General features: G+C 59.1%; 23 protein-coding genes. All 23 read left to right on the top strand.

All coding sequences use genetic code 11. From position 1 onward, the window contains the following. Nucleotides 1-6: 6 nt before the first annotated feature. The 23 genes from BVH01_RS14740 (at nucleotide 7) to BVH01_RS14635 (ending at nucleotide 26,193) form a co-directional block, all read left to right on the top strand. A complete protein-coding gene (locus BVH01_RS14740) occupies nucleotides 7-1,488 on the top strand; it encodes a flagellar hook protein FlgE (protein ID WP_075931080.1) in 1,482 nt (493 codons plus the stop codon). 191 nt (nucleotides 1,489-1,679) lie between these two features. Beyond that, nucleotides 1,680-2,420, top strand: coding sequence for a flagellar basal body rod protein FlgF (locus BVH01_RS14735; protein ID WP_075931079.1), 741 nt, complete (start codon nucleotides 1,680-1,682; stop codon nucleotides 2,418-2,420). A 45-nt stretch (nucleotides 2,421-2,465) separates the two neighbouring features. Next, nucleotides 2,466-3,251, top strand: a complete 786-nt coding sequence (gene flgG / locus BVH01_RS14730) for a flagellar basal-body rod protein FlgG (RefSeq protein WP_027906148.1) — start codon at nucleotides 2,466-2,468, stop codon at nucleotides 3,249-3,251. A 60-nt stretch (nucleotides 3,252-3,311) separates the two neighbouring features. Next, complete coding sequence (gene flgH / locus BVH01_RS14725; RefSeq protein ID WP_075931078.1) at nucleotides 3,312-4,025, top strand: flagellar basal body L-ring protein FlgH; 714 nt, start codon at nucleotides 3,312-3,314, stop codon at nucleotides 4,023-4,025. Nucleotides 4,026-4,036: 11 nt separating this feature from the next. After that, entirely contained in the window at nucleotides 4,037-5,134 is a 1,098-nt protein-coding gene (locus tag BVH01_RS14720; RefSeq protein WP_075931374.1) for a flagellar basal body P-ring protein FlgI, read from the top strand. Nucleotides 5,135-5,146: 12 nt separating this feature from the next. Then, nucleotides 5,147-6,370, top strand: coding sequence for a flagellar assembly peptidoglycan hydrolase FlgJ (gene flgJ, locus BVH01_RS14715; protein ID WP_075931077.1), 1,224 nt, complete (start codon nucleotides 5,147-5,149; stop codon nucleotides 6,368-6,370). A gap of 6 nt (nucleotides 6,371-6,376) precedes the next feature. Beyond that, entirely contained in the window at nucleotides 6,377-8,416 is a 2,040-nt protein-coding gene (gene flgK / locus BVH01_RS14710; protein WP_075931076.1) for a flagellar hook-associated protein FlgK, read from the top strand. A gap of 152 nt (nucleotides 8,417-8,568) precedes the next feature. Next, nucleotides 8,569-9,813: a flagellar hook-associated protein FlgL gene (gene flgL / locus BVH01_RS14705; protein WP_075931075.1), complete on the top strand. Its 1,245-nt coding sequence runs from the start codon at nucleotides 8,569-8,571 to the stop codon at nucleotides 9,811-9,813. Nucleotides 9,814-9,957: 144 nt separating this feature from the next. Then, entirely contained in the window at nucleotides 9,958-10,854 is an 897-nt protein-coding gene (locus BVH01_RS14700; RefSeq protein ID WP_075931074.1) for a methyltransferase domain-containing protein, read from the top strand. Nucleotides 10,855-10,874: 20 nt separating this feature from the next. Continuing rightward, nucleotides 10,875-11,870, top strand: coding sequence for a UDP-N-acetylglucosamine 4,6-dehydratase (inverting) (pseB, locus tag BVH01_RS14695; RefSeq protein WP_075931073.1), 996 nt, complete (start codon nucleotides 10,875-10,877; stop codon nucleotides 11,868-11,870). Then, nucleotides 11,867-13,006 carry a UDP-4-amino-4,6-dideoxy-N-acetyl-beta-L-altrosamine transaminase gene (gene pseC / locus BVH01_RS14690; protein WP_075931072.1) on the top strand — a complete coding sequence of 380 codons (1,140 nt, stop codon included), beginning with the start codon at nucleotides 11,867-11,869 and terminating at the stop codon, nucleotides 13,004-13,006. Before pseB ends, pseC begins: the two co-directional genes overlap by 4 nt. After that, nucleotides 13,003-13,740, top strand: coding sequence for a cytidylyltransferase domain-containing protein (locus tag BVH01_RS14685; protein ID WP_075931071.1), 738 nt, complete (start codon nucleotides 13,003-13,005; stop codon nucleotides 13,738-13,740). Before pseC ends, BVH01_RS14685 begins: the two co-directional genes overlap by 4 nt. Next, entirely contained in the window at nucleotides 13,730-14,926 is a 1,197-nt protein-coding gene (locus BVH01_RS14680) for an acetyl-CoA carboxylase biotin carboxylase subunit family protein (protein ID WP_075931070.1), read from the top strand. The genes BVH01_RS14685 and BVH01_RS14680 overlap by 11 nt, the downstream gene beginning before the upstream one ends. After that, on the top strand, nucleotides 14,916-15,605 hold the full coding sequence (locus BVH01_RS14675; protein WP_075931068.1) for a bifunctional 2-polyprenyl-6-hydroxyphenol methylase/3-demethylubiquinol 3-O-methyltransferase UbiG: 690 nt from the start codon (nucleotides 14,916-14,918) through the stop codon (nucleotides 15,603-15,605). Before BVH01_RS14680 ends, BVH01_RS14675 begins: the two co-directional genes overlap by 11 nt. Nucleotides 15,606-15,608: 3 nt before the next feature. Next, a complete protein-coding gene (locus BVH01_RS14670) occupies nucleotides 15,609-16,655 on the top strand; it encodes an N-acetylneuraminate synthase family protein (protein WP_075931066.1) in 1,047 nt (348 codons plus the stop codon). Next, nucleotides 16,652-17,644, top strand: a complete 993-nt coding sequence (locus BVH01_RS24440) for a hypothetical protein (protein ID WP_139317848.1) — start codon at nucleotides 16,652-16,654, stop codon at nucleotides 17,642-17,644. The genes BVH01_RS14670 and BVH01_RS24440 overlap by 4 nt, the downstream gene beginning before the upstream one ends. Next, on the top strand, nucleotides 17,641-19,038 hold the full coding sequence (locus tag BVH01_RS14665) for an MBL fold metallo-hydrolase (protein ID WP_075931064.1): 1,398 nt from the start codon (nucleotides 17,641-17,643) through the stop codon (nucleotides 19,036-19,038). The genes BVH01_RS24440 and BVH01_RS14665 overlap by 4 nt, the downstream gene beginning before the upstream one ends. Next, nucleotides 19,035-19,922: a bifunctional 2-polyprenyl-6-hydroxyphenol methylase/3-demethylubiquinol 3-O-methyltransferase UbiG gene (locus BVH01_RS14660; protein ID WP_168172906.1), complete on the top strand. Its 888-nt coding sequence runs from the start codon at nucleotides 19,035-19,037 to the stop codon at nucleotides 19,920-19,922. The genes BVH01_RS14665 and BVH01_RS14660 overlap by 4 nt, the downstream gene beginning before the upstream one ends. Nucleotides 19,923-20,018: 96 nt before the next feature. Next, nucleotides 20,019-20,480 (top strand): adenylyltransferase/cytidyltransferase family protein, encoded by a 462-nt coding sequence (locus tag BVH01_RS14655; protein ID WP_075931061.1) that lies wholly within the window; start codon nucleotides 20,019-20,021, stop codon nucleotides 20,478-20,480. Continuing rightward, on the top strand, nucleotides 20,477-22,108 hold the full coding sequence (locus BVH01_RS14650) for a hypothetical protein (RefSeq protein WP_075931060.1): 1,632 nt from the start codon (nucleotides 20,477-20,479) through the stop codon (nucleotides 22,106-22,108). Before BVH01_RS14655 ends, BVH01_RS14650 begins: the two co-directional genes overlap by 4 nt. A 73-nt stretch (nucleotides 22,109-22,181) precedes the next feature. Beyond that, nucleotides 22,182-23,462: an ATP-grasp domain-containing protein gene (locus BVH01_RS14645; protein ID WP_075931373.1), complete on the top strand. Its 1,281-nt coding sequence runs from the start codon at nucleotides 22,182-22,184 to the stop codon at nucleotides 23,460-23,462. A 16-nt stretch (nucleotides 23,463-23,478) separates the two neighbouring features. Then, nucleotides 23,479-24,954 (top strand): glycosyltransferase, encoded by a 1,476-nt coding sequence (locus BVH01_RS14640; RefSeq protein WP_075931059.1) that lies wholly within the window; start codon nucleotides 23,479-23,481, stop codon nucleotides 24,952-24,954. Nucleotides 24,955-25,080: 126 nt separating this feature from the next. Further along, nucleotides 25,081-26,193 (top strand): DegT/DnrJ/EryC1/StrS aminotransferase family protein, encoded by a 1,113-nt coding sequence (locus BVH01_RS14635; RefSeq protein ID WP_075931058.1) that lies wholly within the window; start codon nucleotides 25,081-25,083, stop codon nucleotides 26,191-26,193. Nucleotides 26,194-26,198: the final 5 nt, after the last annotated feature.

The following is a 26,198-nucleotide window of genomic DNA, read 5'->3' as shown; positions in this document are numbered from 1 at the left end:
ATTTTCATGTCGTTCAATATCGGTCTTAGTGGCCTGCGTGCTGCGACCAGTGACCTCAACGTAACGGGTAACAACATCGCCAACGCCGGCACCGCTGGCTTCAAGCAGTCACGCGCCGAGTTTGCCGACCTGTATGCCTCGTCCATGCTCAGCAGCGGCTCCAATCCGATCGGCAGCGGCGTGCTGCTCAGTGACGTGTCTCAGTTGTTCAGCCAGGGCAACATCAACTACACGAAGAACTCGCTGGATCTGGCCATCAATGGCAGCGGTTTTTTCCGTACCAGCAACAATGGCGATATCAGCTATACCCGTGCCGGCTACTTCGGCACCGACCGTGAAGGTTTCATCGTAAACAACTTCGGGCATAACCTGCAGGGCTATGGTGTGGACGCCAATGGCAACCTGCAGAATGGCATCATCGGCAATCTGAGAGTGGAAACGGCCAGCCAGGCGCCGCGCTCGACGAGTACCATCACCCAGCCGTTCAACCTGAACTCCACTGAGTCCGTACCCGTTTTGCGTCAGAGTGCTTACGACACGGCCTATCAGACAGCCTTCAATGGCGTGCTTTTGCCGGGTAATCCCAATCCGACTCCTGCTGAAATCGCGGCCGCTACTGCGGCGGCCACTCCGGCGGAGCTCGCGGCGGCGAATGCGGCGGGTGCGACGGCAGGTACGACTGCGGCCAATGCCTCGTTCAATCCGGCAGACCCGACCAGTTACAACCGCTCCACGTCGGTCAATATCTTCGACGCCCAGGGTAACGCGCACTCCTTCACCCAGTATTTCGTGAAGACGGGTGCGAACAGCTGGGATGTGAAGATTCTGGTCGACGGCCGTAATCCGCTTGATCCGACCAGCACTCAGGCGCTGTCGGCCGGCGTGACGTTCGATGCGTCCGGTAAAATGCAGGCCATTGATCCGGCTAATTTGAGCGCCGGGCTGACGGTCGCACCCGATGGTTCCATCAACATGAATGGCTGGGTGCCTGCTGCGCCGACCAATGCCGAAGGTACGACCTGGGCGCCCAATGGGTCTGCGGCCAGTGCTGCGATCAAGTTCGATTTTCGCGGCTCTACGCAGTTCAACAGCACTTTCTCGGTCGCCAAGGTCGTGCAGGACGGTTACAGCACGGGCGAGCTGGCCGGGCTGGAAATTGACGAGACTGGTGTGTTGTTTGCGCGCTATACAAACGGTCAAACCAAGGTTCAAGGTCAGCTGGTTCTGGCTAACTTCGCCAATATGCAGGGGCTGACGCCGGTTGGCAAAACCGCATGGGTGCAGTCTTCCGAATCGGGGGAGCCGGTGATCGGCACGCCGAAAAGCGGCACGCTGGGCACGCTTCAGGCCGGTGCTTTGGAAGACTCCAACGTCGAACTGTCCGATCAACTGGTCAACCTGATCGTGGCGCAGCGTAACTACCAGGCCAACGCCAAGACCATCGAAACCGAGAGTGCGATCACGCAGACCATCATCAACCTGCGTTAAGCGTCAGGGAGCCGTTGCCGAAACCGGCAACGGCTCGCCGAGCGACAAATTACAGGCTCCCTCGGGAGCCTTTTTGTTTTATTAAATTCCTTTATATTCATAGGCTTAATATTGTTTTTGAAATGTGGCACGTGTATTGCTATTGAGGTTTTGTCAGAGTCGCGGGCGCGTTGCCCACCTCGGAGGAAAACATGGACAAAATGCTGTACGTCTCCATGACTGGTGCCCACAACAACACGTTGGCCCAGCGTGCCCACGCCAACAATCTGGCGAACATCTCCACCACCGGTTTTCGTCGTGATTTCGAGCAGGCGCGTTCGATGCCGATTTTCGGCGAGAGCCAGCCTTCTCGTGTATTCGCCATGAGCGAACGGCCGGGTACCGACTTCACCCCCGGCACGCTGCAGGAAACCGGGCGCGATCTGGACGTCGCCATCGGCGGTAAGGGCTGGCTGGCCGTGCAGGCCCCCGACGGCACCGAGGCTTACGTTCGCACCGCAAGCCTCAACGTGGATGCCCAAGGCATGTTGCGTACCGGCAACGGTATGCCGGTGATGGGCAATGCCGGTCCCATTGCCGTGCCGCCGGAGCAGAAAATCGAGATTGGCCAGGACGGCACCATCAGCATTCGCGCGCTCGGCGAGGCGCCCCGGGTGCTCGCTGAAGTCGACCGGCTGCGCTTGGTCAACCCTGATCAAAAACAGATGCAGAAGGGCACGGACGGCATGATCCGCTTCAACGGCCCTCAGCCGCCGGAGGCCGACGCCACGGTGCAGATCACCTCGGGCTTTCTCGAATCCAGCAACGTCAATGCAGTCGAGGAGATGACCTCGATCCTGGCGTTGTCCCGGCAGTTCGAGCTGTCCGTCAAGATGATGCGCACTGCAGAAGATAATGACACTGCCATGGCGCGCGTCTTGCAGATGAGCTGATAACCAACACGCGGCGCCACGAATCCGGCGCCCGAGGAGAACGCTATGCTTCCGTCACTGTGGGTCGCCAAGACCGGCTTGTCCGCTCAGGACATGAACCTGACGACCATTTCCAACAACCTGGCCAACGTGTCCACCACCGGCTTCAAGCGTGACCGCGCCGAGTTCGAGGACCTGCTGTACCAGATCCGTCGCCAGCCCGGCGGTCAGTCCAGCCAGGACAGCCAGTTGCCCTCCGGCCTGCAGCTCGGTACCGGTGTGCGCATCAATGGCACCCAGAAAATCTTCACCGCCGGCAGCCTGCAGACCACCGAGCAGCCGATGGACATGGCCGTCAACGGCCGCGGCTTCTTCCAGGTGCTGATGCCCGATGGCACGGTGTCCTATACCCGTGATGGCAGCTTCCACCTGAACGCCAACGGCCAGGTGGTCACCTCCCAGGGTTTCGCCCTGGAGCCGGCCATCGTGCTGCCGCCGGAAGTGCGCACCTTCACCGTCGGCGAAGACGGCACCGCGTCGGTCACCACCACCGGTAACCCGCAGCCGCAGATCGTCGGTAACCTGCAGATCGCCGACTTCATCAACCCGGCGGGCCTGGAAGCGATCGGCAACAACCTGTTTCTGGAAACCGCTTCCAGCGGTGCGCCGCAGGTCGGTACGCCTGGCCTCAACGGCCTGGGCACGACCCTGCAGAATACGCTGGAAAACTCCAACGTCAGCGTGGTCGAGGAGATGGTCAACATGATCACCACCCAGCGCGCCTACGAGATGAACTCCAAGGTCATCTCCACCGCTGACCAGATGCTGTCCTTCGTCACCCAGAACCTTTAAGACCCCGGGGTAGGCATTCGCTCACCCCCTGATACGCCCGAACGCTGTGAGGTAGTGGTTATGAACCGCTTGGTGTGTGTGTTCTCGATTCTCGGCAGCGTAGTGCTGAGTGGCTGCGTGGCGCCTGCCGCCCGGCCGAACGATCCCTACTACGCACCCGTGCTGCCACGCACGCCACTGCCGGCCGCGCAGAACAACGGCTCGATCTTTCAATCCGGGTTCGAAAGCAATCTGTATGGTGATCGCAAGGCCTTTCGCGTGGGCGATGTGATCACCATCACCCTCAACGAGCGCACCCAGGCGAGCAAGAATGCCACGTCGAAGATCGCCAAGAACAGCAACGCCAATATCGGCCTGACCTCGCTGTTCGGCGGCGGGGTGTCGATCAACAATCCCAACTCCAGCCTGAACCCGCTGCAGGCCGATGATCTCGGCCTCAGCGCTCAGTACGGCGCGCAGCGCAGTACCGATGGTTCCGGCCAGGCTGGGCAGAGCAATAGCCTGACCGGCTCGATCACCGTGACCGTCGCCGAAGTGCTGCCCAACGGCCTGCTGGTGGTGCGCGGCGAGAAGTGGATGACTCTCAACACCGGCGACGAGCTGGTGCGTATCGCCGGCCTGGTTCGTTCCGACGACGTGGCCCGTGACAACTCCGTGGCTTCGACCCGTATCGCCGACGCGCGCATTACCTACTCCGGCACCGGTGCCTTTGCCGATGCCAGCCAGCCTGGCTGGCTGGACCGGTTTTTCGCCAGCCCGCTGTTTCCGTTCTGAGGTCAATGATCATGCGTAAATGGCTCATCACCGTTGCTGCGCTGCTGCTGGCCTCGACCGCTCAGGCCGATCGGCTCAAGGACCTGGCCAGCATTCAGGGCGTGCGCAGCAACCAGTTGATCGGCTACGGCCTAGTCGTGGGGCTCAATGGCAGCGGCGACCAGACTACCCAGACGCCGTTCACCGTGCAGACCTTCAACAACATGATGGCGCAGTTCGGCATCAAGGTGCCGGAAGGCGGCAACGTACAGCTCAAGAACGTCGCGGCGGTGTCCATCCATGCCGACCTGCCGCCGTTCGCCAAGCCGGGCCAGACCATCGACATCACCATTTCCTCGATCGGTAACGCCAAGAGCCTGCGCGGCGGCAGCCTGCTGATGACCCCGCTAAAGGGGATCGACGGCAACACCTACGCCATCGCCCAGGGCAACCTGGTGGTTGGCGGCTTCGACGCCAGCGGTGCCGATGGGTCGCGCATCACCGTCAACGTTCCGTCGGCCGGTCGTATTCCCGGCGGCGCCACCGTCGAGCGCCCGGTGCCGAGCGGCTTCGACCAGGGCAACACGCTGACGCTGAACCTCAATCGCCCGGATTTCACCACCGCCAAGAACATCGTCGATCACATCAACGAACTGCTCGGCCCAGGCGTCGCCCAGGCGCTGGATGGTGGCTCGATTCGCGTCAGCGCGCCGCTCGACCCGAGCCAGCGCGTCGACTACCTGTCGATCCTGGAAAACCTGGAAGTGGATGTCGGCCAGGCGGTGGCCAAGGTCATCATCAACTCGCGTACCGGCACCATCGTCATCGGCCAGAACGTGCGCGTGCAGCCTGCTGCGGTGACCCACGGCAGCCTGACGGTGACCATCACCGAAGACCCGATCGTCAGCCAGCCGGGTGCGCTGTCCGGTGGCGAAACCGCCGTGGTGCCGCGTTCGCGCGTCGGCGCCGACGAAGAAAAGAAACCGATGTTCAAGTTCGGCCCGGGCACCACTCTCGACGAGATCGTGCGGGCGGTGAACCAGGTGGGCGCTGCGCCTTCCGACCTGATGGCCATCCTGGAGGCGCTCAAGCAAGCCGGCGCTCTGCAGGCTGACCTGATCGTGATTTAAAGGACACGCGACATGGATACTCGACTCTCGGCCGCCGGCACCAGCACCGTCGACAGCGGCGCCTACACCGATCTCAATCGCCTCAACCAGTTCAAGGTCGGCGGCGACAACGAAGAGAACATTCGCAAGGTCGCGAAGGAGTTCGAGTCGCTGTTTCTCAATGAAATGCTCAAGACCATGCGTTCGGCCAACGAAGTGTTCGGTGAAGGCAACTTCATGAACAGCAACGAGGCCAAAACCTACCAGGACATGTACGACCAGCAACTGTCGGTGACCATGGCCGGCAACAAGAACGGTATCGGCCTGGCCGACGTGATGGCTCGGCAAATGTCGAAGATGAAGAACGTCAGCGAACGCCCCAATCCGTTCGCCCAGGTCGACGCCCCCGTGCCGGCTGCACCGAGCAAGCCGCTGGCGCGTAGCGAAGCGGCTGCCGATGGGGCGCCTGCGCGTGTCGAGAAGATCACCGCCGCGGTCGATCCCGAGCGCAACGACATGACGCTGATCAACCAGCGTCGCCTGTCGTTGCCGGGCAAGCTGGCCCAGCGCATCGAGGCCGGCATCGTGCCCGGCGCCGAGTCGGCCACGGCGACTACCGTAGCCAATACGCCAGCCGGCGATGCCGTCGGCAAACCCCTGGCAAAGGGCGACTGGTTGCCCGCCAAGGCCTACGCCGCGCCGGCCGAACGCCGCCTGAACATCAACGGTAGCGAAGAAATCGCTGGCCGCACGACGTTCAAATCGGCCAAGGAATTCATGGAAACCATGCTGCCGATGGCCGAAAAGGCCGCGGCCAAGTTGGGCGTCGATCCGACCTACCTGGTCGCTCAGGCAGCGCTGGAAACCGGCTGGGGCAAGTCGATCATCAAGCAGGGTGATGGCAGCAGCAGCTACAACCTGTTCGGCATCAAGACCCACAACACCTGGGGCGGTGATTCTGCCCGGGTGATGACAACCGAATACCAGAACGGCAAGCCGGTGAAAGAAGCCGCCTCGTTTCGCTCGTATGAATCCTTCGCCCACAGCTTCGAGGATTACGTGAGCTTCCTGCAAAGCAACGGGCGCTACGAAAAGGCGTTGAGCTCCACCGCCAACCCCGAGCAGTTCGCCCGTGAGCTGCAGAAGGCCGGCTATGCCACCGATCCGCAGTATGCCCGCAAGGTCTCGCAGATCGCCCGCAAGCTGTCGACCTACCAGATGATCGCCGCCAACGGCGCGCCCTCGAACAAGGGATGATGAAGCATGGCTGACTTACTGAGCATTGGCCTGTCGGGCCTGTCGGCGAACAAGACTTCGCTGTCGGTTACCGGCCATAACATCACCAATATCAACACACCGGGGTACTCGCGCCAGGACACCATCCAGGCCACGCAGACGCCGCAGTTCAGCGGTGCCGGCTATATCGGCAGCGGCACCTCGCTGGTGGACATTCGCCGCAGCTACAGTGAGTTTCTCACCACCCAACTGCGTAGCAGCACTGCACTGAGTAGCGACGTGAAGGCCTACAAGAGCCAGATCGACCAGCTGGATTCGTTGCTGGCCGGCACGACCACGGGCGTTACCCCGTCGCTGCAGAAATTCTTCTCCGCGCTGCAGACGGCCGCCGAGGATCCGTCCAACCTGCCTGCCCGGCAGTTGGTGCTTTCCGAGGCCGAAGGCCTGAGCCGCCGCTTCAATACGGTCTACGACCGGCTGAACGAGCAGAACAGCTTCGCCAATAAGCAGATGGGCGCTGTTACCGAGCAGATCAACCGGCTTTCCAGTTCCATCGCCAGCCTCAACGAGTCCATCGCGATTGCCCAGGCCAATGGCAGCCAGCCCAACGACCTGCTGGATGCGCGTGAGGAAGCTCTGCGTCAGCTGTCGACGTTCGTGGGCGTCAACGTCGTGGCGCAGAACGACGGCACGCAGAACGTCTTCATCGGTTCCGGTCAGCCGCTGGTGGTTGGCAGCAGTGCCGCTCGCCTGGAGGTAGTGCCCGGCGTCAATGACCCTAATCGCTCCGAGATCCAGTTCATCGTCGGCGCCTCCCGGCAAACCGTCACCACCCAGGTGACGGGCGGCGAGTTGGGCGGCATCCTGCGTTACCGCGAAGAGGTGCTGGACAAGACCTTCAACTCGCTGGGGCGCCTGGCGCTATCGATCAATGACCAGGTCAACAGTCAGCTGGGGCAGGGTCTGGACCTGAAGGGGCAGGTAGGCGCTGCGCTTTTCGGGGACTACAACGAGGCCGCGGTGGCGCGCTTACGGGTGCTGCCGTCGTCGACCAACAGCAGTAACGCATCGCCAGTACTGAACATCACCAACAGCTCCGTACTGACCACCAGCGATTACCGACTGGAGTTCGACGGCACCAACTACTCGGCACGTCGCCTGAGCGACAACCAGCCGATGACCGTGACCCAGAACCCGGCTGGCACCCTGAGCTTTCAGGATAGCGCTGGCCGCAATCAGGGTTTTCAGGTGGTGATCGGCACGCCAACGCCTGCTGCCGGCGACTCGTTCGTGCTGCAGCCAACCCGTATCGGCGCCTCGACGATGACCACCGTGCTGGATCAGGCTGATCAATTGGCCTTCGCTGCGCCGATTCGCGCCGAGGCCAACCTGCAGAACCGTGGCAATGGGGTGATCAGCCAGCCGACCCTGCAATCTACGGGAAGCAATATCGACCCGGCAGCGCTGCAAGCAGCTTTTCCGCCGATCACCCTGACCTACGATTCGGCAGGCGGCAACTTCACCGGTCTGCCCGCTGGCGCTACGCTGACGCGCGTAGACAATAAGGGACAGCCGATCACGCCGGCGCCGACCCCGCTGTTCCAGCCCGGCCAGCAGAATAACTATCAACTGACCCTGGCGGATGGCACCAGCGTCAACATGAGCGTCAGCGGCCGCCCGGAAAATGGCGATCGCTTCGATATCGCCTTCAACCTCAACGGGGTGTCCGACAACCGTAATGCTCTCGCTCTGGTAGGGCTGCAGAGCAAGCAGGTGGTTGGCGTCGATCCCAGCGTCACCGGTATCAGCACGGGCTCGAGTTTTACCGACAGCTACGGCGACCTGATCGAGCGGGTTGGCACCCTGACCGCCCAGGCCCGTCAGGATAACGAGGCGACCGGTGCTATTCTCAAACAGGCGCAGGACAACCGTGATTCGCTTTCAGCGGTCAACCTCGATGAAGAGGCTGCCAACCTGATCAAGTTCGAGCAGTACTACAACGCGTCGGCCCAAGTGATTCAAGTTGCGCGCTCTTTGTTCGATACCCTGATCGGAGCGTTCAGGTAGTAGCCTTTGACTTGGCTCATTATGGCTGCCGCTACCGGTTGCAAATAAACGATTTCCGGCTCCCTGCCTGGCTAAGGCCAGGCAGGGAGCAAATCCCAAGACGGGTGCGGCTCTGGTAAGCGCCAGTTACCGCTAGAGAAGACGAGGCAGTTATGCGTATTTCCACTCTCCAGGCGTTCAACAACGGCGTTCAAGGCCTGCAGCGCAACTATGCCAATGCCATTCGCACCCAGGAACAGATCAGCACCGGCAATCGTATTCTCACGCCTGCCGATGATCCGGTGGCGTCGGTGCGTTTGTTGCAGCTCGAGCAGCAGCAGAATGTGTTGACGCAGTACAACGACAACCTTACCGCTGCAAAGAACAGCCTGAATCAGGAGGAGGTCACGCTCAACTCGGTAAATACCGTTCTGCAGCGCGTTCAGGAGCTGGCCGTGCGTGCCGGTAATGGCTCGCTGAGCGTGGATGATCGAAAGTCCATTGCAGCCGAACTGCGCGAGCGCGAGGACGAACTGCTTGGCTTGATGAATACCAAGAACGCTCGCGGCGAATATCTGTTCTCGGGTTTTCAGGGCAAGGCTGAACCCTTCGTACGCAATGCTGACGGCACTTACTCCTATCAAGGGGATGAGGGGCAGCGCAAACTCGAAATCGCCAGCTCGCTCAACGTGGCGATCAGTGATAACGGCAAGAAGGTTTTCCAGAGTGTCACCAACGCTGGGCGTCTGGACGCGTCCATCGCTGCACAGCCCGGGTCGACGTTGCGTGCCTCGACTCCGCTGGTTCAGGACGAGGTCGCCTTCACGGGTTCGCCCGCCTTTCCGGAAGATGGCGTCGACATCGTGTTCGGTAACCCGGATGCCAACAGCTATGAGATTTTTGCCGCCGGAACCACCACGCCCGCGCTCGCTACCGGATCCATGGATGAGAATCCCGACTCTACCGACAAGCTGGTCTTTCGCGGCGTGGTGATCAATTTCGATGGGGCTCCGGCTGCGGGCGATACGGTCACCGTGACAACCGATCCCAATCGTCAGAAGCAGGGTGTGCTCGATACCATCGCCAATCTGCGCAGATCTCTCGAGGAGGCGCCCGCCACCACGGAGGGCGGCCGTGTAGTACGTGACGCCGTGGCTCAGGCGATCACCAATCTTTCGCACGCCAGCATCACCATTGACAGTACCCGCGGTGAAATCGGTGCGCGCCTGAATATCGTCGAAAGTACGCTGACGGACAACGAAGATGTTGCCCTGGTCAACAAGTCGGTACAGGCGGATTTGCGTGAGCTGGATTATCCTGAGGCTTTATCGAGACTGTCATTCCAGTCGATTGTTCTGGAGGCCTCTCAGCAAAGCTACGTCAAGATAGCTGGGTTGAGTCTGTTCAATAAACTTTAACCTTGCGACTTAAGTTGAGCGCTTGCAGTCTTCCCATTGGCCAGATTATTGCAATTGCTCGTTCTGCTACGCTATCGGCGATTTTTTGACTGTTGCCGCGGCTGGAAGCCGGTATTAACGATCAGGGTGCGGTTGAGGATATAGATGAGCAGATCAGGCGAGCTGTCGCTTTCGCACTTGCGTGAGTTGTACGCCAATGGCATCAATTTGAGTCAGTGGTTACGCGAGTACTGGGGGCAAGCCGACAGTGATGAACGCATCATCGAACTGGCCTACGATCTGCAAGCGGGTACTTACGTTGCTGCGATGGACGACCCGGAGTTCGCAGCGCGCAAGCATGCCTACGGTGCAGCCATTGCGTCTGAAATTCGTCAACTGGGTTCCGTGCGAAGTCTGCTTGAAGCCGGTGTCGGCGAGGCTACCACGCTATCCTGTATTCAAAGCGAGCTACCTCAAGGGCTGCCGGTTTTCGGGTTTGATCTGTCATGGTCCCGTCTGAATGTAGCCCGCCGCTGGTTGTCGAGTCTCGGCCAAGGCGCCGACCTCTGCTGCGCCAGCCTCTCTCAGGTGCCTGCTGACGACCATGCATTCGATGTGGTTCTAACCTCCCACACCCTTGAGCCGAACAGAGGTCGAGAGGATGTGCTGTTGCGTGAGTTGTACCGCGTAACAGGGCGTTATCTGATATTGCTGGAACCGGGCTATGAGCTGGCCAGCGCCGAAGCCCGCCAGCGCATGGATCACCACCGTTATTGCCGGGCCTTGCCGCAGACCGCCAAGGCGCTGGGTTACAAGGTGCTGGAGCACCGGTTGTTCGATCACAGCGCTAATCCCCTTAATCCGACGGCGCTGACCATCATCGAAAAAAGCGCTGATTACGCTGATAATCCTCCGCGTTGGGGATGCCCCGTTTCTCGAGGCGTCCTGCGCCCCATAGAAAATACCCTTTATTCGCCCCAGTCGGGTCTGGCCTATCCTGTGCTGCAGGGCATTCCCTGTTTGCGTGCAGCGCAGGGCGTGATCGCTTCGCATTTGGGCTGAATGCCGCCGGAGATCGCTACATGTTCGACAACAAGTCCATTTTCATTTCTGGCGGAACCGGATCTTTCGGGCGCTCGTTCATTCGTACCTTGCTCAAGCGCTATCAACCAAAGCGTGTAGTGGTTTTTTCCCGTGATGAATTAAAGCAATTTGAAATGAGTCAGGAGTTCAACGCACCCTGCATGCGTTATTTCCTGGGTGACGTACGCGATCCTGATCGGCTGCGGCAGGCAATGCGGGGTATCGATTTCGTCGTTCACGCCGCCGCTTTAAAACAGGTACCGGCGGCTGAATACAACCCCACCGAATGTATTCGCACCAATGTCAACGGCGCCGAACACATCATTTCCGCCGCGATTGATAATGGCGTTTCCAGAGTCGTTGCGTTGTCTACCGACAAGGCTGCAAGTCCTATCAATCTGTATGGCGCAACCAAATTGCTTTCGGACAAGTTGTTTGTGGCAGCCAACAATTTCTCTGGGGGTACCGATAGCCGCTTCGCCGTAGTGCGCTATGGCAATGTAGTGGGGTCGAGGGGGTCGGTCGTACCTTTTTTCCGCAAGTTGATAGCGGATGGGGCGCGTCAATTACCGATCACCGACTCTCGTATGACGCGTTTCTGGATCACGCTCGAGGAAGGCGTCGAGATGGTCATGAAGAGTTTTGCTCGCATGCAGGGCGGAGAGATCTTCATTCCCAAGATTCCGTCGATTCGCGTCGTCGACCTTGCCAACGCCATGGGGCCTGGTTGTGAACATCAGGTAGTCGGTATCCGACCTGGCGAAAAGCTGCATGAATTGATGGTTCCCCGAGACGCTGCTCCTCAGACACTTGAGTTTCACGATCACTTCGTCATCGAACCGTCCATTCGATTCTCTGCCGTATGTGATTTTTCGATCAACGCGTTGGGCGAGAAGGGTTTACGCGTGGCTGAAGATTTCGAGTACAGCTCGGAAACCAATCCGCATTTTCTCAGCATCGAAGAAATTCAGGCTCTCGATGGAGATCAGGTTTGATTCCTTACGCTCGTCAGAGCATCGACGCCTCGGATGTCGAGGCCGTGGTCGAGGTATTGCGCTCAGATTGGTTGACACAGGGACCATGCATTCCAGCATTCGAGGCGGCGCTGGGCGCGGCCGTTGGGGCTCCCCATGTGGTTGCAGTCAGTAGCGGCACTGCTGGGCTGCACCTGGCATGCATGGCATTGGGCATCGGGGTAAACGATCATGTCTGGACATCCCCGCTGAGTTTCGCTGCATCAGCCAATTGCGCGCTTTATTGTGGCGCGAAGGTTGACTTCATCGACATCGATCCCCGTACCGGACTTATCTGCCTTGACGCCCTTTCTCATGCTTTAAAAGTGGCAGCTATCGAGGGTCGCTTGCCGAAGGCCCTGATAGTGGTTCATTACGCTGGTCTTGTCGCTGACATGTCGGCTATCTCGCGTCTCGCCGACTTGTATGGTTTTCGTATCATCGAGGACGCAGCGCATGCGCTCGGCGCAGGCTCGCCGGGCGTCCGCGTAGGTGATTGCCGTTACAGTGACATGACCATCTTCAGTTTCCATCCGGTAAAGCACATCACCACAGGGGAAGGGGGGGCGGTATGCATGCGTGACAGCGCTCTCGCGAGGCAGGTGGCATTACTGCGCAGTCATGGGATTACCCGTGACGAGGCGCTGATGGAGGGGGAGAGCGAAGGTGGTTGGTACTACCAGCAGACCGCACTCGGCCTGAACTATAGAATTACCGATTTGCAGGCGGCGCTGGGGCGCAGCCAACTGGCACGTCTTGAGGGTTTCATCGCCCAGCGTCGCCGGCTTGCCGAACGGTACGAGCAGTTGCTGCAATCGCTGCCCGTGCGACGCTTGCCGTTGGTGCCTGATGCGGCCTGGCATCTGTACCCAATACGCGTGGAGCCCTGTCGACGCAAAGCGGTGTTCGATACGCTTCGCTCAGCTGGTATCAACGTCAACGTACATTACCTGCCGATCTATTTGCATCCCTACTATCGTCGTCTGGGTTTCCGCCCCGGCCATTGTCCACAGGCAGAGGCTTTTTACGCTGGGCTGATCAGCTTGCCCATGTACGCCGATCTTGATGATGACGCCCAAGAGCGTGTGGTTCATGTCTTGAAAGAAGCGCTGGCATGAAAACGGTAGCCATCGTCCAGGCGCGCATGGGCTCTACGCGTCTTCCAGGCAAGATCATGCAGGATGCGGCAGGCCAGTCTTTACTGGCCTGGCATGTACAACGCCTAACTCGAGTAGCCGGTATTGATCGTCTGGTTGTTGCCACGACCGTACTGCCGGCCGATGACGTGGTTGCTGACAGTGCCGCCCAGCTCGGTGCCGATGTATTTCGCGGCAGCGAGAGCGATGTGCTGGATCGCTATTATCACGCGGCTCGGGAGGCGCGTGCAGATCTGGTTCTGCGCACCACATCCGACTGCCCACTGCTTGACCCCTCGCTGGTGGAGCAACTGCTGGACTACTGGCGTCGCTCGCCAACTGGCTATGACTACGTGTCCACGGCCACCCCTCATTGCTTCCCGCGTGGCATGGATTGCGAGCTGTTCACTTTCGAGGCATTGCAGCGTGCCTGGCACGAAGGCCGGGAGGCGGACGACCGTGAGCACGTCACGCCATTCATCTATCGTCGCCCAGAGCGATTTCGTATCGGTCGGCTGGAGGCGCAGCGTCCGTACGATGACTATCGGCTGACAGTGGACACGCCCGAGGACCTACAGCTGATTCGGCATGTACTCGATGCGCTGGGGGCGCAGGCTTTCGGGCTAGACGATATTGTGCGGTTGCTGGAGCAGCATCCAGACTGGGTGGCCCTCAACGCCCAGATTCAGCACAAGGAGTTTGTCTATGCCCGGTAAGTCATGGCTGGTAGCGATTGGCGCGGGCGCGGAGCAGAGTGGCGCCATCGAGCGCGCCAAGGCACGAGGGCTGCCGGTACTTGCGCTGGATGGCAATCCGGCTGCACCAGGGTTGGCCCAGGCGGATGAAGGCCTAGTGGTGGACATCGCCGATATTGCTGCGGTGCTGACTGCCCTTGAGGGCAGAGCACTGGCTGGTGTTTTGCCAGCGCCCATTGGTCGTCATTTGCGCACCGTCGGCGCCGTGAATGACCATTTCGGGCTACGCGGTATCAGTGAGCAAGCTGCCGAGCGTTGCACCGACAAAGTCTTGTTTCACCAGACCCTCCTCGACGCTGGGCAGACTCGGCCAGTACAGCGTTCAGTCAAAGGCACCGAGGCGTTGCAGAGGGCTATTGGCGAGGTGGGGCTGCCTTGCGTATTCAAGCCAAGGTTCGGCTCTGGCAGTCGCGGCGTGTTGATGCTGCGTACCGATGAGGAGGTTTGCGCCGCCTTGGCCGAGTACGGCGCCTGGGTGGGCGAAGAGGAGCCGGCGGTCGTCGAAGGGGTTCTGCAGGGGCGCGAATTTGGCGTTGATGGTGTCATCGTCGATGGCCAGTTTCATCCCCTGTTGCTGCGAGCCAAGACCATGACCGCAGCACCGTATCGCCAGGAAATGGTCTATCTCAGTCCGGCGCCCGTCCCTTTACTGTGCCGCGAGCGTATCGTCGCTGCGGTAGACGCGGCTGCACGTGCGCTGGGGTTGAACCACTGTGCCCTGAACGCTGACGTGATGCTCGACGCTGAGGACAAGGCCAGCATCATCGAACTCGCAGGGCGCCCTCCGGGCTTGCTGATCGCAGATCTGATCATGCCCGAAGCATTGAGCATGGACTTCTACGATGCCCTCATCGACTTCGTCCTTAGCGGCCGTTTTGCATTACCTACAGCGCGAGAGCGCGCCGTTGCCTTCGGTTTTCTACCATTGCGTGCAGGGCGGGTTGCTCAACTGCCGAGTAGCGTGTCGCCGTCCATGACGTGTCGATTACCTACCTTGTATACCAACTTAGGCCCGCTCCGTAGTGGGGCTGATGCACTTGCTCGCGGTTGGGCGATGGTGGCGGCTGACTCGACGTCACAGGCTCTTGCCACTTTGCATGCCGGTCTTGATCAACTTACCCAGGAAATTTGCATCGATGACAACTGATTCTACGCAAACCCCTCAGAGCATCTTCGCCAGCCATCTGAAGGCCCATCGCCTCGTCTACCCGGATGATCGCCTCGTCGCGTTGTTTGCTCGGCATTGCGGCAGTCTGGAGGCCAATCGTAATAGAAAAGGCCTGGACATCGGTTGTGGCGGAGGCCGTCATCTGGCCTTGTTGGAGGATTTCGGTTTCGATGTTTGCGGCATCGATTACACCCCGCAAGCCATCGAGACCACTCGCGCGGCCCTGCAGCCTAGCTCTGCCAACTGGGATCTGAAGGTCGCCGAACTGTCCAGCGCTCAGTGGCCTGCTGGCAGCTTCGCCGCCGTGGTTGCCTGGGGCGTGTTGTTCCTCAAGCGCCGTGCGGAGGTCATCGCCGATCTGCGCCATATCCGTCAAAGCCTCGCTGATGACGGCGTGGTCTTCGCCAATTTCCGCGGCAAGGAAAACTGGCTCTACGGGCAGGGTATCGAAGTGGAATCAGGTGTCTTCCAATTGGACGAGCGTGCCAAGGAATACAACGGCCTGCTGTACAACTTCCTCGACTTGCCGGACATCGAAGCCATTGCTGCCGAAGCAGGTTTGCAAGTGGTCGAGCGCGAGCGCGTTGACCTGTGGAAACGCGAGCTGAGTGAGCATCACACCTGGTGGGTGGTCGCCCTCAAGCCGGTTCGAGCCTGAGTCATGCAAATAGGTACTCGGCAACTGGGCGAAGACAAACCTGTATTCATCGTGGCAGAAATCGGCGCCAATCACGATGGCGATCCGGTGAAGGCAGCCGAGCTGGTACGTATGGCTGCCCGTGCCGGTGTGGACGCCGTCAAGTTCCAGACCTATACCGCCGCAGAACTGGTGGCTGATGCTGATCGGGTCGTGAGTTGGGGGCGCCCCGGTCAAGAGCGGCAGGAAACCATTGGTGGTTTGTTCGACCGCCTTGCATTGCCGCGTGCCGCCCATGGCGAGTTGTTCGCCCTGGCTAAATCTCTTGGGGTATTGGCGTTTTCTACCCCGTTCAGCCCGGAAGGTGCAGACTTTTTGGATTGTCTGCAGGTGCCCTGCTTCAAGGTTGCGGCTTCGGATGTGGCCTACTTGGATCTGCTCGAGCGTGTGGCACGCAGTGGCAAGCCGGTTATCTTGTCATTGGGTAAGTCGACGCTGGCCGAAGCCGAGCGGGCGGTAGCCGTCCTGAATCAGGCGGGGTGCCGTGACCTCGTATTGCTGCACTGTCTGAGTGCCTATCCGGCGCCAGACGATGAAATGAATCTGCGTACGATTACCACCTTGAGGCACCTGTTTCCGCAAGCGAGTATTGGTCTTTCCGACCACTCGCTAGGCTATACCGCAGCGCTGGGCAGCGTAGCGCTCGGCGCACGTTTGATCGAGAAGCACATTACTCTGGATCGCGATACCGATGGTCCCGATCATTGGTTCAGTGCAGAAGAAACCGAGCTGACTGCGTTGGTGCGCGAAACACGCCGTCTTGAGGTAATGTTGGGGCGTAGCTATGTAGGAGTACGCCCAAGCGAGGTGCAAGAGCGTCGGGTCAGTACGCGTTCATTGGTGCTGCGCCATGCCCTGCCCGCGGGGCATCGACTGACATTGGCGGACCTCGCCGTGTTGCGCCCCGGCTACGGTATTCATCCTTTCGAGCGTGAGCGCGTGCTGGGTCGCCAGTTGGCCCGCGGGTTACCCGCGATGAGCGTACTTGGTTGGGATGATATCGGCGCATGAACATTACCCTGTGGACCGCGGCCGATGCGCGTATCGGCATTGGCCATTTGCGGCGCACCGAGGCGCTGGCGCAGGCTCTGCGGGCCAATGGGGTGACACCGCGGCTGCTGTTTCAGGGTGATGCTCGACTAGCGCGGCTACTGGCTTGCGAGCACCAGCCAATTCAGCGGGTAGATGATTTCGACCAAGCTCTGCTGATCTGCGCTGCTGAACCCGGAGTGCTCGTCAGTGACCTGCCGGGCCTGCGTAAGGAGCATAGTCAGCGTCTTCATCAAGCCGGTTGCGGTCCACTGGTGCACCTTACCGATGCCGATGGGCTGCGATATCAGGCGGACGTGTTTCTAGATGGCGACGCTTTGGACAAGCCTGGGATCGCTCAGCGGACTGGTGGTGCCGAATACAACATTTTGCGTACGTCGTTGCTGACAAAACGACCATCCAGGGCTTGGCGGCTGCGCAAGATACGTCGGGTGCTGGTGTGTCTTGGCGGAGCTGATCCGGGATATTGCACCGAGAGCCTGTTGGCGTCATGGCAGCGTGATGTGCGTCTGACGCTGGTGGCCGGCCCAGCAGTGTCCGTTCGGCGCCAACGTCATTGGCACGCTCAGCTGCGGCATGGCGATCGCTTGCTGAGGTCTCCTGCAGATTTACCTGGCCATTTACTGCGTCACGATCTAGTGGTGACCCTGGGTGGTATCACCAGCTACGAGGCTATGTGCCTTGGCCGACCGGTAGCCGCCGTAGCCTGGCGACATATGTCCCCATACGTGCGCGGTATGGCTGACGCGGGGCTGCTAAACGATCTTGGTTCGGTTCAGGTGGCGGGCAGGCGCCTGGCTCGGTTGTTGCGTCGTCCCGCGCGCATGGCGCAGCGCGCCGGGCGGGCATTCAACATATTGGATGGCGGCGGTGCCGAGCGCTGCGCCGCTTTGATTATCAGACTTGCGCTAAATGCCAATGGCTCATCAAGCGAAGGATCGAAACCATGAAGTTGCACTACTACTCGCACGCCAGCTTCCAGATCATTACCGACGCAGGTTTTCGTCTGCTCAGCGATCCGTGGGTGTACAACCCGGTGAGTAATACGCTGTGGCAGTTTCCGGAGTGCCGGATTCGCAAGCCCGAGTATACGGATCAGGACGCGTTGTATATCTCCCACTCTCACTCGGATCATTTTTGCCCTGATACGTTGCGCCACTTCCGTCGTGATATCCCCATCGTTATTCGGCAATACGGCGATCACGACAACCCACTACGGCCTATTCTCCGGCAAATGGGATTCACCCAGTTGATTGAGCTGGAGCATCTACAGACGTGCGAGCTGGCGCCTGGGCTGGTAGTGACGCTTTATGCCGACCTGGACACCTACGACAGTTCTCTGGTGATCGAGGCCGACGGCGCAACGGTATTTCATCAGAACGATTGCATGCTCGATCCGGAAGACGCCAGCATGATCGGCGAGCGACATAATCTGGATGTTGCCTTGCTGGGTTTGGTCAACTCCAGCATCTATCCGACTTTCTTCGACATGGATCCGGCGCGCAAGGCTGTCGAGACCGACCGTCGTCGTATCAAGGTGCTGGCCCGTACTGCGGACTTCGCCCGACGTCTGAATGCCCGCTATGTGATTCCGAATGCCAGCGATATGGTCTATGTAAGGTTCCCGGAAACCGACTCCATGCTAGGGCCCCATGCCACTGACATGGCCGCCTACTTTCGCGAGCACGGACTGTTCAGCCAAGTTGTAACCATGAGCCCCGGCGATGTTTTCGACGTGGCCAATCCGCACACGGATTATCAACCGGCCTATGCCAGCCACGAGCAACTGCTCGAGCAGTTGGCAGAGCTACGCGCGCGGCCCCACGTACAAGCGATGATTGACAAGCTTGAGCGGTGGGAGTCTGAATTCGTGTTCGATTCTCGCGCCTTCGTGAGGCGCCTGCAGGATTATGCCCAGTGGGCCACCGCTAACTGGGCGGCATTGTTCGCAGAGCGTTTCGCTGAGGTTGAGCAGCCTCGTTATGTGGTCGAGCTACATCTTGCCGACACCGGATTGGCGGATCTGGATCTGCGCATTGATGTGGACTATCGGGCGGGCCGTTTTCAGGTGAGCCAGCTTTCTGCACCGGGTACGGATTTCGACATGCGGCTGAGCGGGCGTCATCGTTATTTCGAGATGTTCCGGCGTGGCGTTTTCGCCTTTGACGATATCCGCGCCGGCTGGTTGTTGATCCAGCGCCCAGGCGACTTCAACAAGGCCGAAGTGGGGTTCTGGCACCTGATGATGTGTTACAGCAACTTCATCTTGCAGCATCCTGACGGTGAAGATCGGCTGCTGCCGCGTCCATTTGCCGAAAGGGTGGCCAAGTGTCTGGAGGAGTGACTTCGCATCCGGGACCGGTGCTTCATCAGACCGATACGTGGGCGGTGGTCGATTGCCGTGCTTGTGGGTATGCCCATGTCGACCCGTTGCCCACAGCACGCGAGATTGCAGAGCACTACAGTGAGGGATACTGGCGAAATTATCCGCGCTATCTGGACGAAGTGAGCGAAGATCTCACCTGGCATCAGGCCGTGTTGGACGATCGCTTGCAGCGTATAGGCCAGGCCGTGTCAGGCCGCCGCCTGCTGGACGTCGGATGTGGTGCCGGGTTGCTTCTTGAGCGGGCGGTTGCCGGTGGTTGGCAGGCGCTGGGCTGCGAGCCCGATGCGCAGATGGCAGCCCGTGCCGCAGCTTGCGGCGCCGAAGTATCGGTTGGTGGGCTTGAGGGCATGGCACTGGAAGTCGACGAGAAATTCGACGCCATTCACTTATACGAGGTACTCGAGCATGTACCGGCCCCCGAGGAATTTCTGCAGCGTTGCTGGCAGTTGCTCAAGCCTGGCGGTGTGCTTTACGTCGGTGTGCCCAATGACTTCAATCCCTGGCAGCGGGCGCTGGCCAAAGCCGGCGAGCAACCTTGGTGGGTAGCGGTTCCTCATCATCTGAACTACTTCACCCATGCGTCACTAAAAGAGCTGGCTCAGCGTCAGGGCTTTGTTGCGCTGGAGGCCTATACCAGCTTCCCTATGGAGCTGTTTGCCTTGGCGGGGCAGCGCTACATGCGGGACGCCGCTTTGGGCCGTGAGGTTCATGGTCGGCGCAAGGTGTTCGAGGCCACTTTGCGCGAGTTGGCGCCTGCAAGCCTTGATGCGTTCTATCAGGCGTTGGCCATGCAGGGCCTGGGGCGCACTGCCGAATGGCTGTTCAGTCGGCCGGCTCCGTAGCCCTTTGGGAGAAACGATGAGTCGAGAAGATGCGTATCGGTGCTTAGCGGCGAGTTGCCTTAGCGGCTTCGCACGGCCTTCGTTCAGGAGCGAGTCATGAGCGTTACCGCGCTGACCTACGGCACTTTCGACATGTTCCATATCGGTCACCTGCGCTTACTTGAGCGCATGCGTGAGATCAGTGATCGGGTCATCGTCGGGGTTTCAACTGATGAGTTCAACGCGCTCAAAGGCAAGAAAGCGCTGATTCCTTATGAAGAGCGCCGGGACATAGTGGCCGCGCTGAGGTGCGTGGATTTGGTTATCCCCGAGCACGACTGGGCACAAAAGTCCGGTGACATCAGCCAGTACGGCGTTGATCTGTTTGTCATGGGGAGCGATTGGACGGGGCATTTCGATGCCCTCGAGAGCCAGTGTCGGGTTCTCTACCTGCAACGGACTCAGGGCGTTTCATCCACCGAACTGCGCCACTCGCTCAAGCGCGTCCTGGAAAAGGAAGAGGATCTGGCAAAAATGTTCGATTTGCTCAAGTCACTGCGCAATGGAATGGATGGATGACGACCCTGATTCCCGACGGCGATCAGGCCGAGCGGCTCATGCATGAACAGTGCTGGCCTGAGGCGCTCGCATGCTGGCAGACCCTCCACGAACATGACCGACTCGGTTCGCCCGAGCAATTCCATGCGTATGCCAAGTGTTGCGAAATGCTCGACCGCTGGGAACTGCACCAAGGCGTGCTGATTGAGGCACTACAGCGATATCCGCTGGATGCCGGTCTGCGGGCTCGGGACAATTATCGGCAGGCGCTGGTCAGCTGGCACGCGTGCAGTTGGGCTGAAGCGCTCCAGCAGCTCGAGAACTTGCGCAACTGCAACCCCACATGCTGGCCATTCGCTCTCAGCTATTATCGCTGGCAGGCCTTGCTGATGGGGCAGCTGGCTGGGCTAGACGATGCGCTTGAGAGAAAGGCACTGCTTGCAGAGGCCAGCCTGTTCAAGAACGCCTGTGTCTTCTCCCGTCAATTGGCTGCCTTCGAGTGGGTTATCGAGTTGGCCAGTTGGAACGGTGACCTGAAGAAAGAGTATCTATGTCTTCACCGGCAGCTTGTCCACGTCTTCAAGAACCATGATCGGCAACTTGCAGTACTGCGAACCGAGCCCGTGATAGCCGCCGTTGGCGAGCTCGCAGTTTTCCTACGTACGCATCCCGCAATTTATGAGGACATCCCTACCGGATATTTGCATTTTTATGCCCGCCTGTTGCTTATGCATGGCTACACCGATCTTTACCTGACCTACCGTAATGCCTTTGCCGCGCGCATTGCCATGGGAGGAGAGGGCAGCACCGGTTTGGTCGAGTCACTGTTTCGTATCTCATGTGATAACGAAAGGGCGCTTGAGCAGGCAGCGGTGTTCGACCAGCTCCATATTGGCCAACTGGATGCCGCGGCTTGCAGTGTGCTAGGCAAAGCGCTCGCGGTGTCAGAGCTTTACCAACCTGCGCAGGTTCAGGGGCGATACTCTCTGCTTCACGAGAACAGTGCCTTTTCCGAACTGCTGGCGGACAAGAGTGTGGCTATCGTCGGGCCCGCCGATGTCGGCCTGGACAGCGGCCAGGAAATAGACAGCTTCGACCTAGTAATCCGCTTCAATCATCGTAGCGGTCTGCAGCTCGATCCTCGGCGCTTCGGGAACCGTACCGACATCAGCTACTACGGTAGCTCCAGCCTGAGCTTGCATCAGTCCTATCTGCTATCCGAAAACCACCTTCAGTACCTGGTTGTCGAGGAGCTCGACCTGCAACGTTTCTCATGGCTGAGCCAAGTGCGTGTTCCTTTGCGTGAGCACTTGCGAGCGTGGAGTTTCGACTGCCCGTTCCTGTTCGGCGCGCCTAGCGCCATTCAGCGTACGCTGATGGACATCCTGCGGTTCGGACCAAGTCGGGTTAAGGTTTTCAATATGAATTTCTACCTCGATATCGGGTATTCCGGCGGCTATGGCAGCCAGAGTTTCAATATATTCCCGGCGTTGTCTATCCATGATCCGCTCAGCAACCTCATCTTCGCGCAGAAGTGCATGGCCGCCTGGGGCGTGGAGAGCGATGCCGTGTTGACGGATATTCTGTGCATGTCTCCAGAGCAGTATCTGGAGCGCTTGTGGCAATCACACCGCAGATTTGCACGATGAGGCTTGGGCTATCGTGCTGCGATGTGCTGCATGTCGCCTCCGAGTACCCTGAGTAAGGACCAACAACGTGACGATGAAGGTTTTGGTTTTCCCCTGCGGCTCAGAGATCGGTCTGGAAATTCATGCCGCCTTGAAATACAGCAAGGCCGTTCAACTGTATGGTGCCTCGTCGGTAGCCGATCATGGGGAGTTCGTCTATCGCCGCTACCGACAGATGAATGTCGATGTGCGCTCGACTCACTTTATTCAGCAGCTCAATGCGCTATGCCGCGAGTGGGGCATCGACATGATCCTGCCGGCTCACGACAGCGTGATTCTCAAGCTGGCCGAGTGTAGAGAGCAGTTGGCGGCTACACCGGTGGTGCCCAATGCCGAAGTCGCCGGTATTTGTCGTAACAAGAATCTCACCTACGCTCGCTTGAGCGGGGCAGGCTGCGATTTCGTGCCCAACTCTATCCAAGGGTTGGCAAGTGCCTATCCAATATTTGCCAAGCCCGCGGTGGGGCAGGGTTCTCAGGGCGCGGAGCGGGTTGATGATCGCCAGCGCCATCAACAGTTGCTCGACTCGGGCACCGAGTACGTATTTTCCGAGTACCTGCCTGGGGCAGAGTACACGGTGGACTGCATCGGCGACGCAAAGGGGAGCCTGCTGCACTGGGCGCCTCGCGAGCGCACACGCGTCAAGTCAGGCATCAGCGTGCGTACGCGTCCGGCGCTGCTGGGGGCTGCAGTACAGCAAATGGCTGAGGAAATTACCCGTATCTTCCGCTTCAAGGGCGCTTGGTTCTTTCAGATCAAAGCCGATGCCGAGGGGCGTTTCAAGCTGCTCGAAGTTGCCCCGCGTATTGCTGGCTCCATGGGGCTCTCGCGCAATCTGGGGATCAATTATCCGCTGCTGAGCCTCTACGCCCATGCAGGGCTACCCTTTGCAGTGCTTCCTCAGGTTTACCCCATCGAGATGGACCGCGCTCTGCAGAGTCGCTTCAAGGTGGGCCTGGAATACGATGCCGTCTACCTGGATCTGGATGACACCCTGATAATCGACGGCCAGGTCAATTCGCTACTGATGGCGTTGCTCTATCAATGGGCTGGCCGTGGTGTGGACGTGATCCTGATCACTCGTCACGCCAGCTGCCCGCGTGCCACCTTGGCGTATTACAGGATCAGCGAGCAACTCTTCAGCGAGATTATCCACATCGTCGATGGCTCGCCAAAGAGCCGTTTGATTGAAACCGCAAGGGCGGCATTGTTCATTGATGACTCCTACCGGGAACGTCTGGACGTGAGCCAGAAGGTCGGCATTGCAGTATTCGATGTGGACGCTGTCGAGCAATTGCTGGATTGGCGAGCCTGACTCTGGGAGATAGGCAATGCAACCGCTGCTTTCTATCGTAGTGCTCGTCTACAACACTGCTGAGTATCTGCCGGCTTGCTTCGATTCCCTGCTTGGCCAGAGCTATCGCAATGTCGAAATCATCGCCATAGATGACAGTAGTACCGACGACAGTCTGGCCATCTGTCGCCGTTATGAGCAGCAATACGCCAACTTTCGTTGCGTGAACAAACCCAATGGTGGTGGCGCAATTGCAGGCAATCTGGGCATTTACCTGGCTTGCGGGGAGTATGTAGCGCTGGTCGACTCTGATGATCTTGTCACCAAGGATGGCTATGGACTGCTGATGGCCGAAGCCATTGCCAGCGACGCGGACATCGTTGTCGGTCGTGCTGCGAAACTGGTCGATGGGCAGGTGTCTGCAGTTGGCTTTCTTTATGAGCCTTCGGTATGGAGCAAGCGCCGCCGCCTTGGCTCGGTACACGAATTCGCCGGTCTGATGCACGACGGTTTCTACTGGAACAAGGTGTTTCGCTTGTCGTTCCTGCGTGCTAATCGGCTGGGGATGGTTCCAGGCCTGCTATACGCTGATCGTCAGTTCGTGCATAAGGCTTACTACCAAAGCCGTTGCACCGCGATCATCACCGATCTCGTATACCTGTGGCGCACGCGCAAAGCTGGTGCTACCACCTCCATTACCCAAAATACTTCTCAGATAGCCAATTTCCAGGATCGTATTCGCTCCGTGGAGATCGAGTGGCATGACTTCGACGATATACCCGCTGCTGATGCTTATCGTCGGCTCATTGCGGTGAGCAATCTGCAGCGCGCTTTGCAGATGGTCCAGGCGATAGTGCCGTCGCCGAGTTTTCGTGCTGTCTATGTCGAGGCCATTCAAGGTCTGCTGAGGCTGTTTGGAGACCTTGATTACCGCGCTCTGGGCGTGCGCCGCGTACTCTACCTGGAGCTTATCCGCCGCGGCGAGATTGCCGGGCTGTGCCATCTGGTGGCCTTGCCTTTTCATGGCAATATCGTGGAGCACGATGGCCATGTCTATTGGCAGCAGCCGTTTTACGACAACCCTGAGGTCATGCTCGGCCCTGAGGTTTCGCGGATCGACTTTCCCACCATCGGATTCTTTCGGGTGGGTGGGTGGTATCTGGATGACGCCCACCTTGAGCTTGAGCTACAGCTGCATGCTGCAATCATGGCCCATTGCCAAGTGGATTTCGTTCTCCAGGCAGACGACGGTGTAGACGAGATCCTGCTTGTATCTACAGGTCGCGGCACCGCAGGTCGGTATGTTTATCGTGCGCAACTCGCGCCACTGAGATCAGGCACTTTGTATGGCTTGGTGATGAGTTATCGCAGCGCCGTTGGCGACGGCCAGTACCGCCTTGGAGGGCCGCTCTTGTGTCAGCAGGCCGCAACTGATCTGCCATTGACGACCGACAGTGGGCACCAGTTGCTCTATGCTCCTGAGGCGGGCGGCGTTGCCTTGCGTACATACTGAAAGATGTCGGTACGTTGTTTGCAGGGCAGTTCCGTAACTGCCGTGAGCCTAGAGCATGCGTCGTCTTTCTGACGCTCTCTGGACATCCGTTTTCGCAACCATCGATTCAGGTCGTACGGCCAGCCTATGAAGAATATTCCGGTTACCAGTCCGCTGCTTCCTCCACTGGAAGAATTTCTTCCTTATCTGGAGGACATTTGGAAAAGCCGCATCCTGACCAATGGTGGCAGCATGCATCAGGCGCTGGAGCGTGAGTTGTGCCGATATCTGGGCGTGGAGCACATTGCTTTATTCGCCAACGGTACGCTGGGGCTGGTCACTGCTCTGCAAGCGCTGCGTATCACGGGCGAGGTCATCACTACGCCGTATTCGTTCGTAGCTACTGCCCATTCGCTGCTATGGAATGGGATCAAGCCGGTTTTCGTCGATATCGACCCGGTGACCATGAATCTCGACCCGGCCAAGATCGAGGCGGCCATAACCCCTCAGACTACAGCGATCATGCCGGTGCATTGCTACGGCAAGCCTTGTAACGTCGAGGAGATTGCGCGTATCGCCGATATTTACAACCTGCGGATTATTTACGACGCCGCCCACGCCTTCGCTGTACGTGACCAGGGCGGCAGCATCCTGCGCCATGGCGATCTCAGTGTATTGAGTTTCCATGCCACGAAGGTATTCAACACCTTTGAGGGGGGAGCTATCGTTTGTCCGGATGCCAAGACGCGAGAACGTATCAACAACCTCAAGAACTTCGGTTTCGTCAACGAAACGACGGTAGTGGCGCCTGGCATCAACGGCAAGATGAGCGAAATCAATGCTGCATTCGGGTTGTTACAGCTCAAACACATAGATGCTGCGCTGGAGCGTCGCCGCGCCATCGCCGAGCTGTACCGTGCAACGCTCGCCAACGTCGCCGGAGTCAGGTGTCCGGAGCCTTATGTAGAGGGCGTAGCGAACCACGCCTATTTCCCTGTCCTGGTCGACGAGTCGTTTCCTGAGTCGCGCAACGAGTTATTCCAGCGCCTGCGCGATCACGGGATCATGGTGCGGCGTTATTTTTATCCTCTGATAAGCGAGTTTCCGATGTATCGCGGCTTGCCCTCGGCGGCGCCCGCCAATTTGCCGGTGGCCTCTGACGTGGCTCAACGCGTTTTGTGCTTGCCTATCTACCCGGACCTGGCACTAGAAGATGTCCTTGCGATCTGCCAAGTCATCGCTTCGGTGGGCCATGCGTGAACGGC

The organism is Pseudomonas sp. PA1(2017) (genome assembly GCF_001945375.1).
GTDB lineage: Bacteria > Pseudomonadota > Gammaproteobacteria > Pseudomonadales > Pseudomonadaceae > Aquipseudomonas.
This window is presented reverse-complemented; position numbering and strand designations above follow the sequence as displayed.

Bases quoted from the DNA above. Each gene is read 5' to 3' on its own strand.
- pseB (WP_075931073.1), top strand. From the start codon at position 10,875: ATGTTCGACAACAAGTCCATTTTCATTTCTGGCGGAACCGGATCTTTC.
- BVH01_RS14680 (WP_075931070.1), top strand. From the start codon at position 13,730: ATGCCCGGTAAGTCATGGCTGGTAGCGATTGGCGCGGGCGCGGAGCAG.
- BVH01_RS14650 (WP_075931060.1), top strand. From the start codon at position 20,477: ATGACGACCCTGATTCCCGACGGCGATCAGGCCGAGCGGCTCATGCAT.
- BVH01_RS14685 (WP_075931071.1), top strand. From the start codon at position 13,003: ATGAAAACGGTAGCCATCGTCCAGGCGCGCATGGGCTCTACGCGTCTT.
- BVH01_RS14720 (WP_075931374.1), top strand. From the start codon at position 4,037: ATGCGTAAATGGCTCATCACCGTTGCTGCGCTGCTGCTGGCCTCGACC.
- BVH01_RS14700 (WP_075931074.1), top strand. From the start codon at position 9,958: ATGAGCAGATCAGGCGAGCTGTCGCTTTCGCACTTGCGTGAGTTGTAC.
- BVH01_RS14665 (WP_075931064.1), top strand. From the start codon at position 17,641: ATGAAGTTGCACTACTACTCGCACGCCAGCTTCCAGATCATTACCGAC.
- BVH01_RS14655 (WP_075931061.1), top strand. From the start codon at position 20,019: ATGAGCGTTACCGCGCTGACCTACGGCACTTTCGACATGTTCCATATC.
- flgH (WP_075931078.1), top strand. From the start codon at position 3,312: ATGAACCGCTTGGTGTGTGTGTTCTCGATTCTCGGCAGCGTAGTGCTG.
- BVH01_RS14670 (WP_075931066.1), top strand. From the start codon at position 15,609: ATGCAAATAGGTACTCGGCAACTGGGCGAAGACAAACCTGTATTCATC.
- flgK (WP_075931076.1), top strand. From the start codon at position 6,377: ATGGCTGACTTACTGAGCATTGGCCTGTCGGGCCTGTCGGCGAACAAG.
- BVH01_RS14635 (WP_075931058.1), top strand. From the start codon at position 25,081: ATGAAGAATATTCCGGTTACCAGTCCGCTGCTTCCTCCACTGGAAGAA.
- BVH01_RS14740 (WP_075931080.1), top strand. From the start codon at position 7: ATGTCGTTCAATATCGGTCTTAGTGGCCTGCGTGCTGCGACCAGTGAC.
- BVH01_RS14735 (WP_075931079.1), top strand. From the start codon at position 1,680: ATGGACAAAATGCTGTACGTCTCCATGACTGGTGCCCACAACAACACG.
- flgJ (WP_075931077.1), top strand. From the start codon at position 5,147: ATGGATACTCGACTCTCGGCCGCCGGCACCAGCACCGTCGACAGCGGC.
- flgL (WP_075931075.1), top strand. From the start codon at position 8,569: ATGCGTATTTCCACTCTCCAGGCGTTCAACAACGGCGTTCAAGGCCTG.
- BVH01_RS24440 (WP_139317848.1), top strand. From the start codon at position 16,652: ATGAACATTACCCTGTGGACCGCGGCCGATGCGCGTATCGGCATTGGC.
- flgG (WP_027906148.1), top strand. From the start codon at position 2,466: ATGCTTCCGTCACTGTGGGTCGCCAAGACCGGCTTGTCCGCTCAGGAC.
- BVH01_RS14645 (WP_075931373.1), top strand. From the start codon at position 22,182: ATGAAGGTTTTGGTTTTCCCCTGCGGCTCAGAGATCGGTCTGGAAATT.
- BVH01_RS14675 (WP_075931068.1), top strand. From the start codon at position 14,916: ATGACAACTGATTCTACGCAAACCCCTCAGAGCATCTTCGCCAGCCAT.
- BVH01_RS14640 (WP_075931059.1), top strand. From the start codon at position 23,479: ATGCAACCGCTGCTTTCTATCGTAGTGCTCGTCTACAACACTGCTGAG.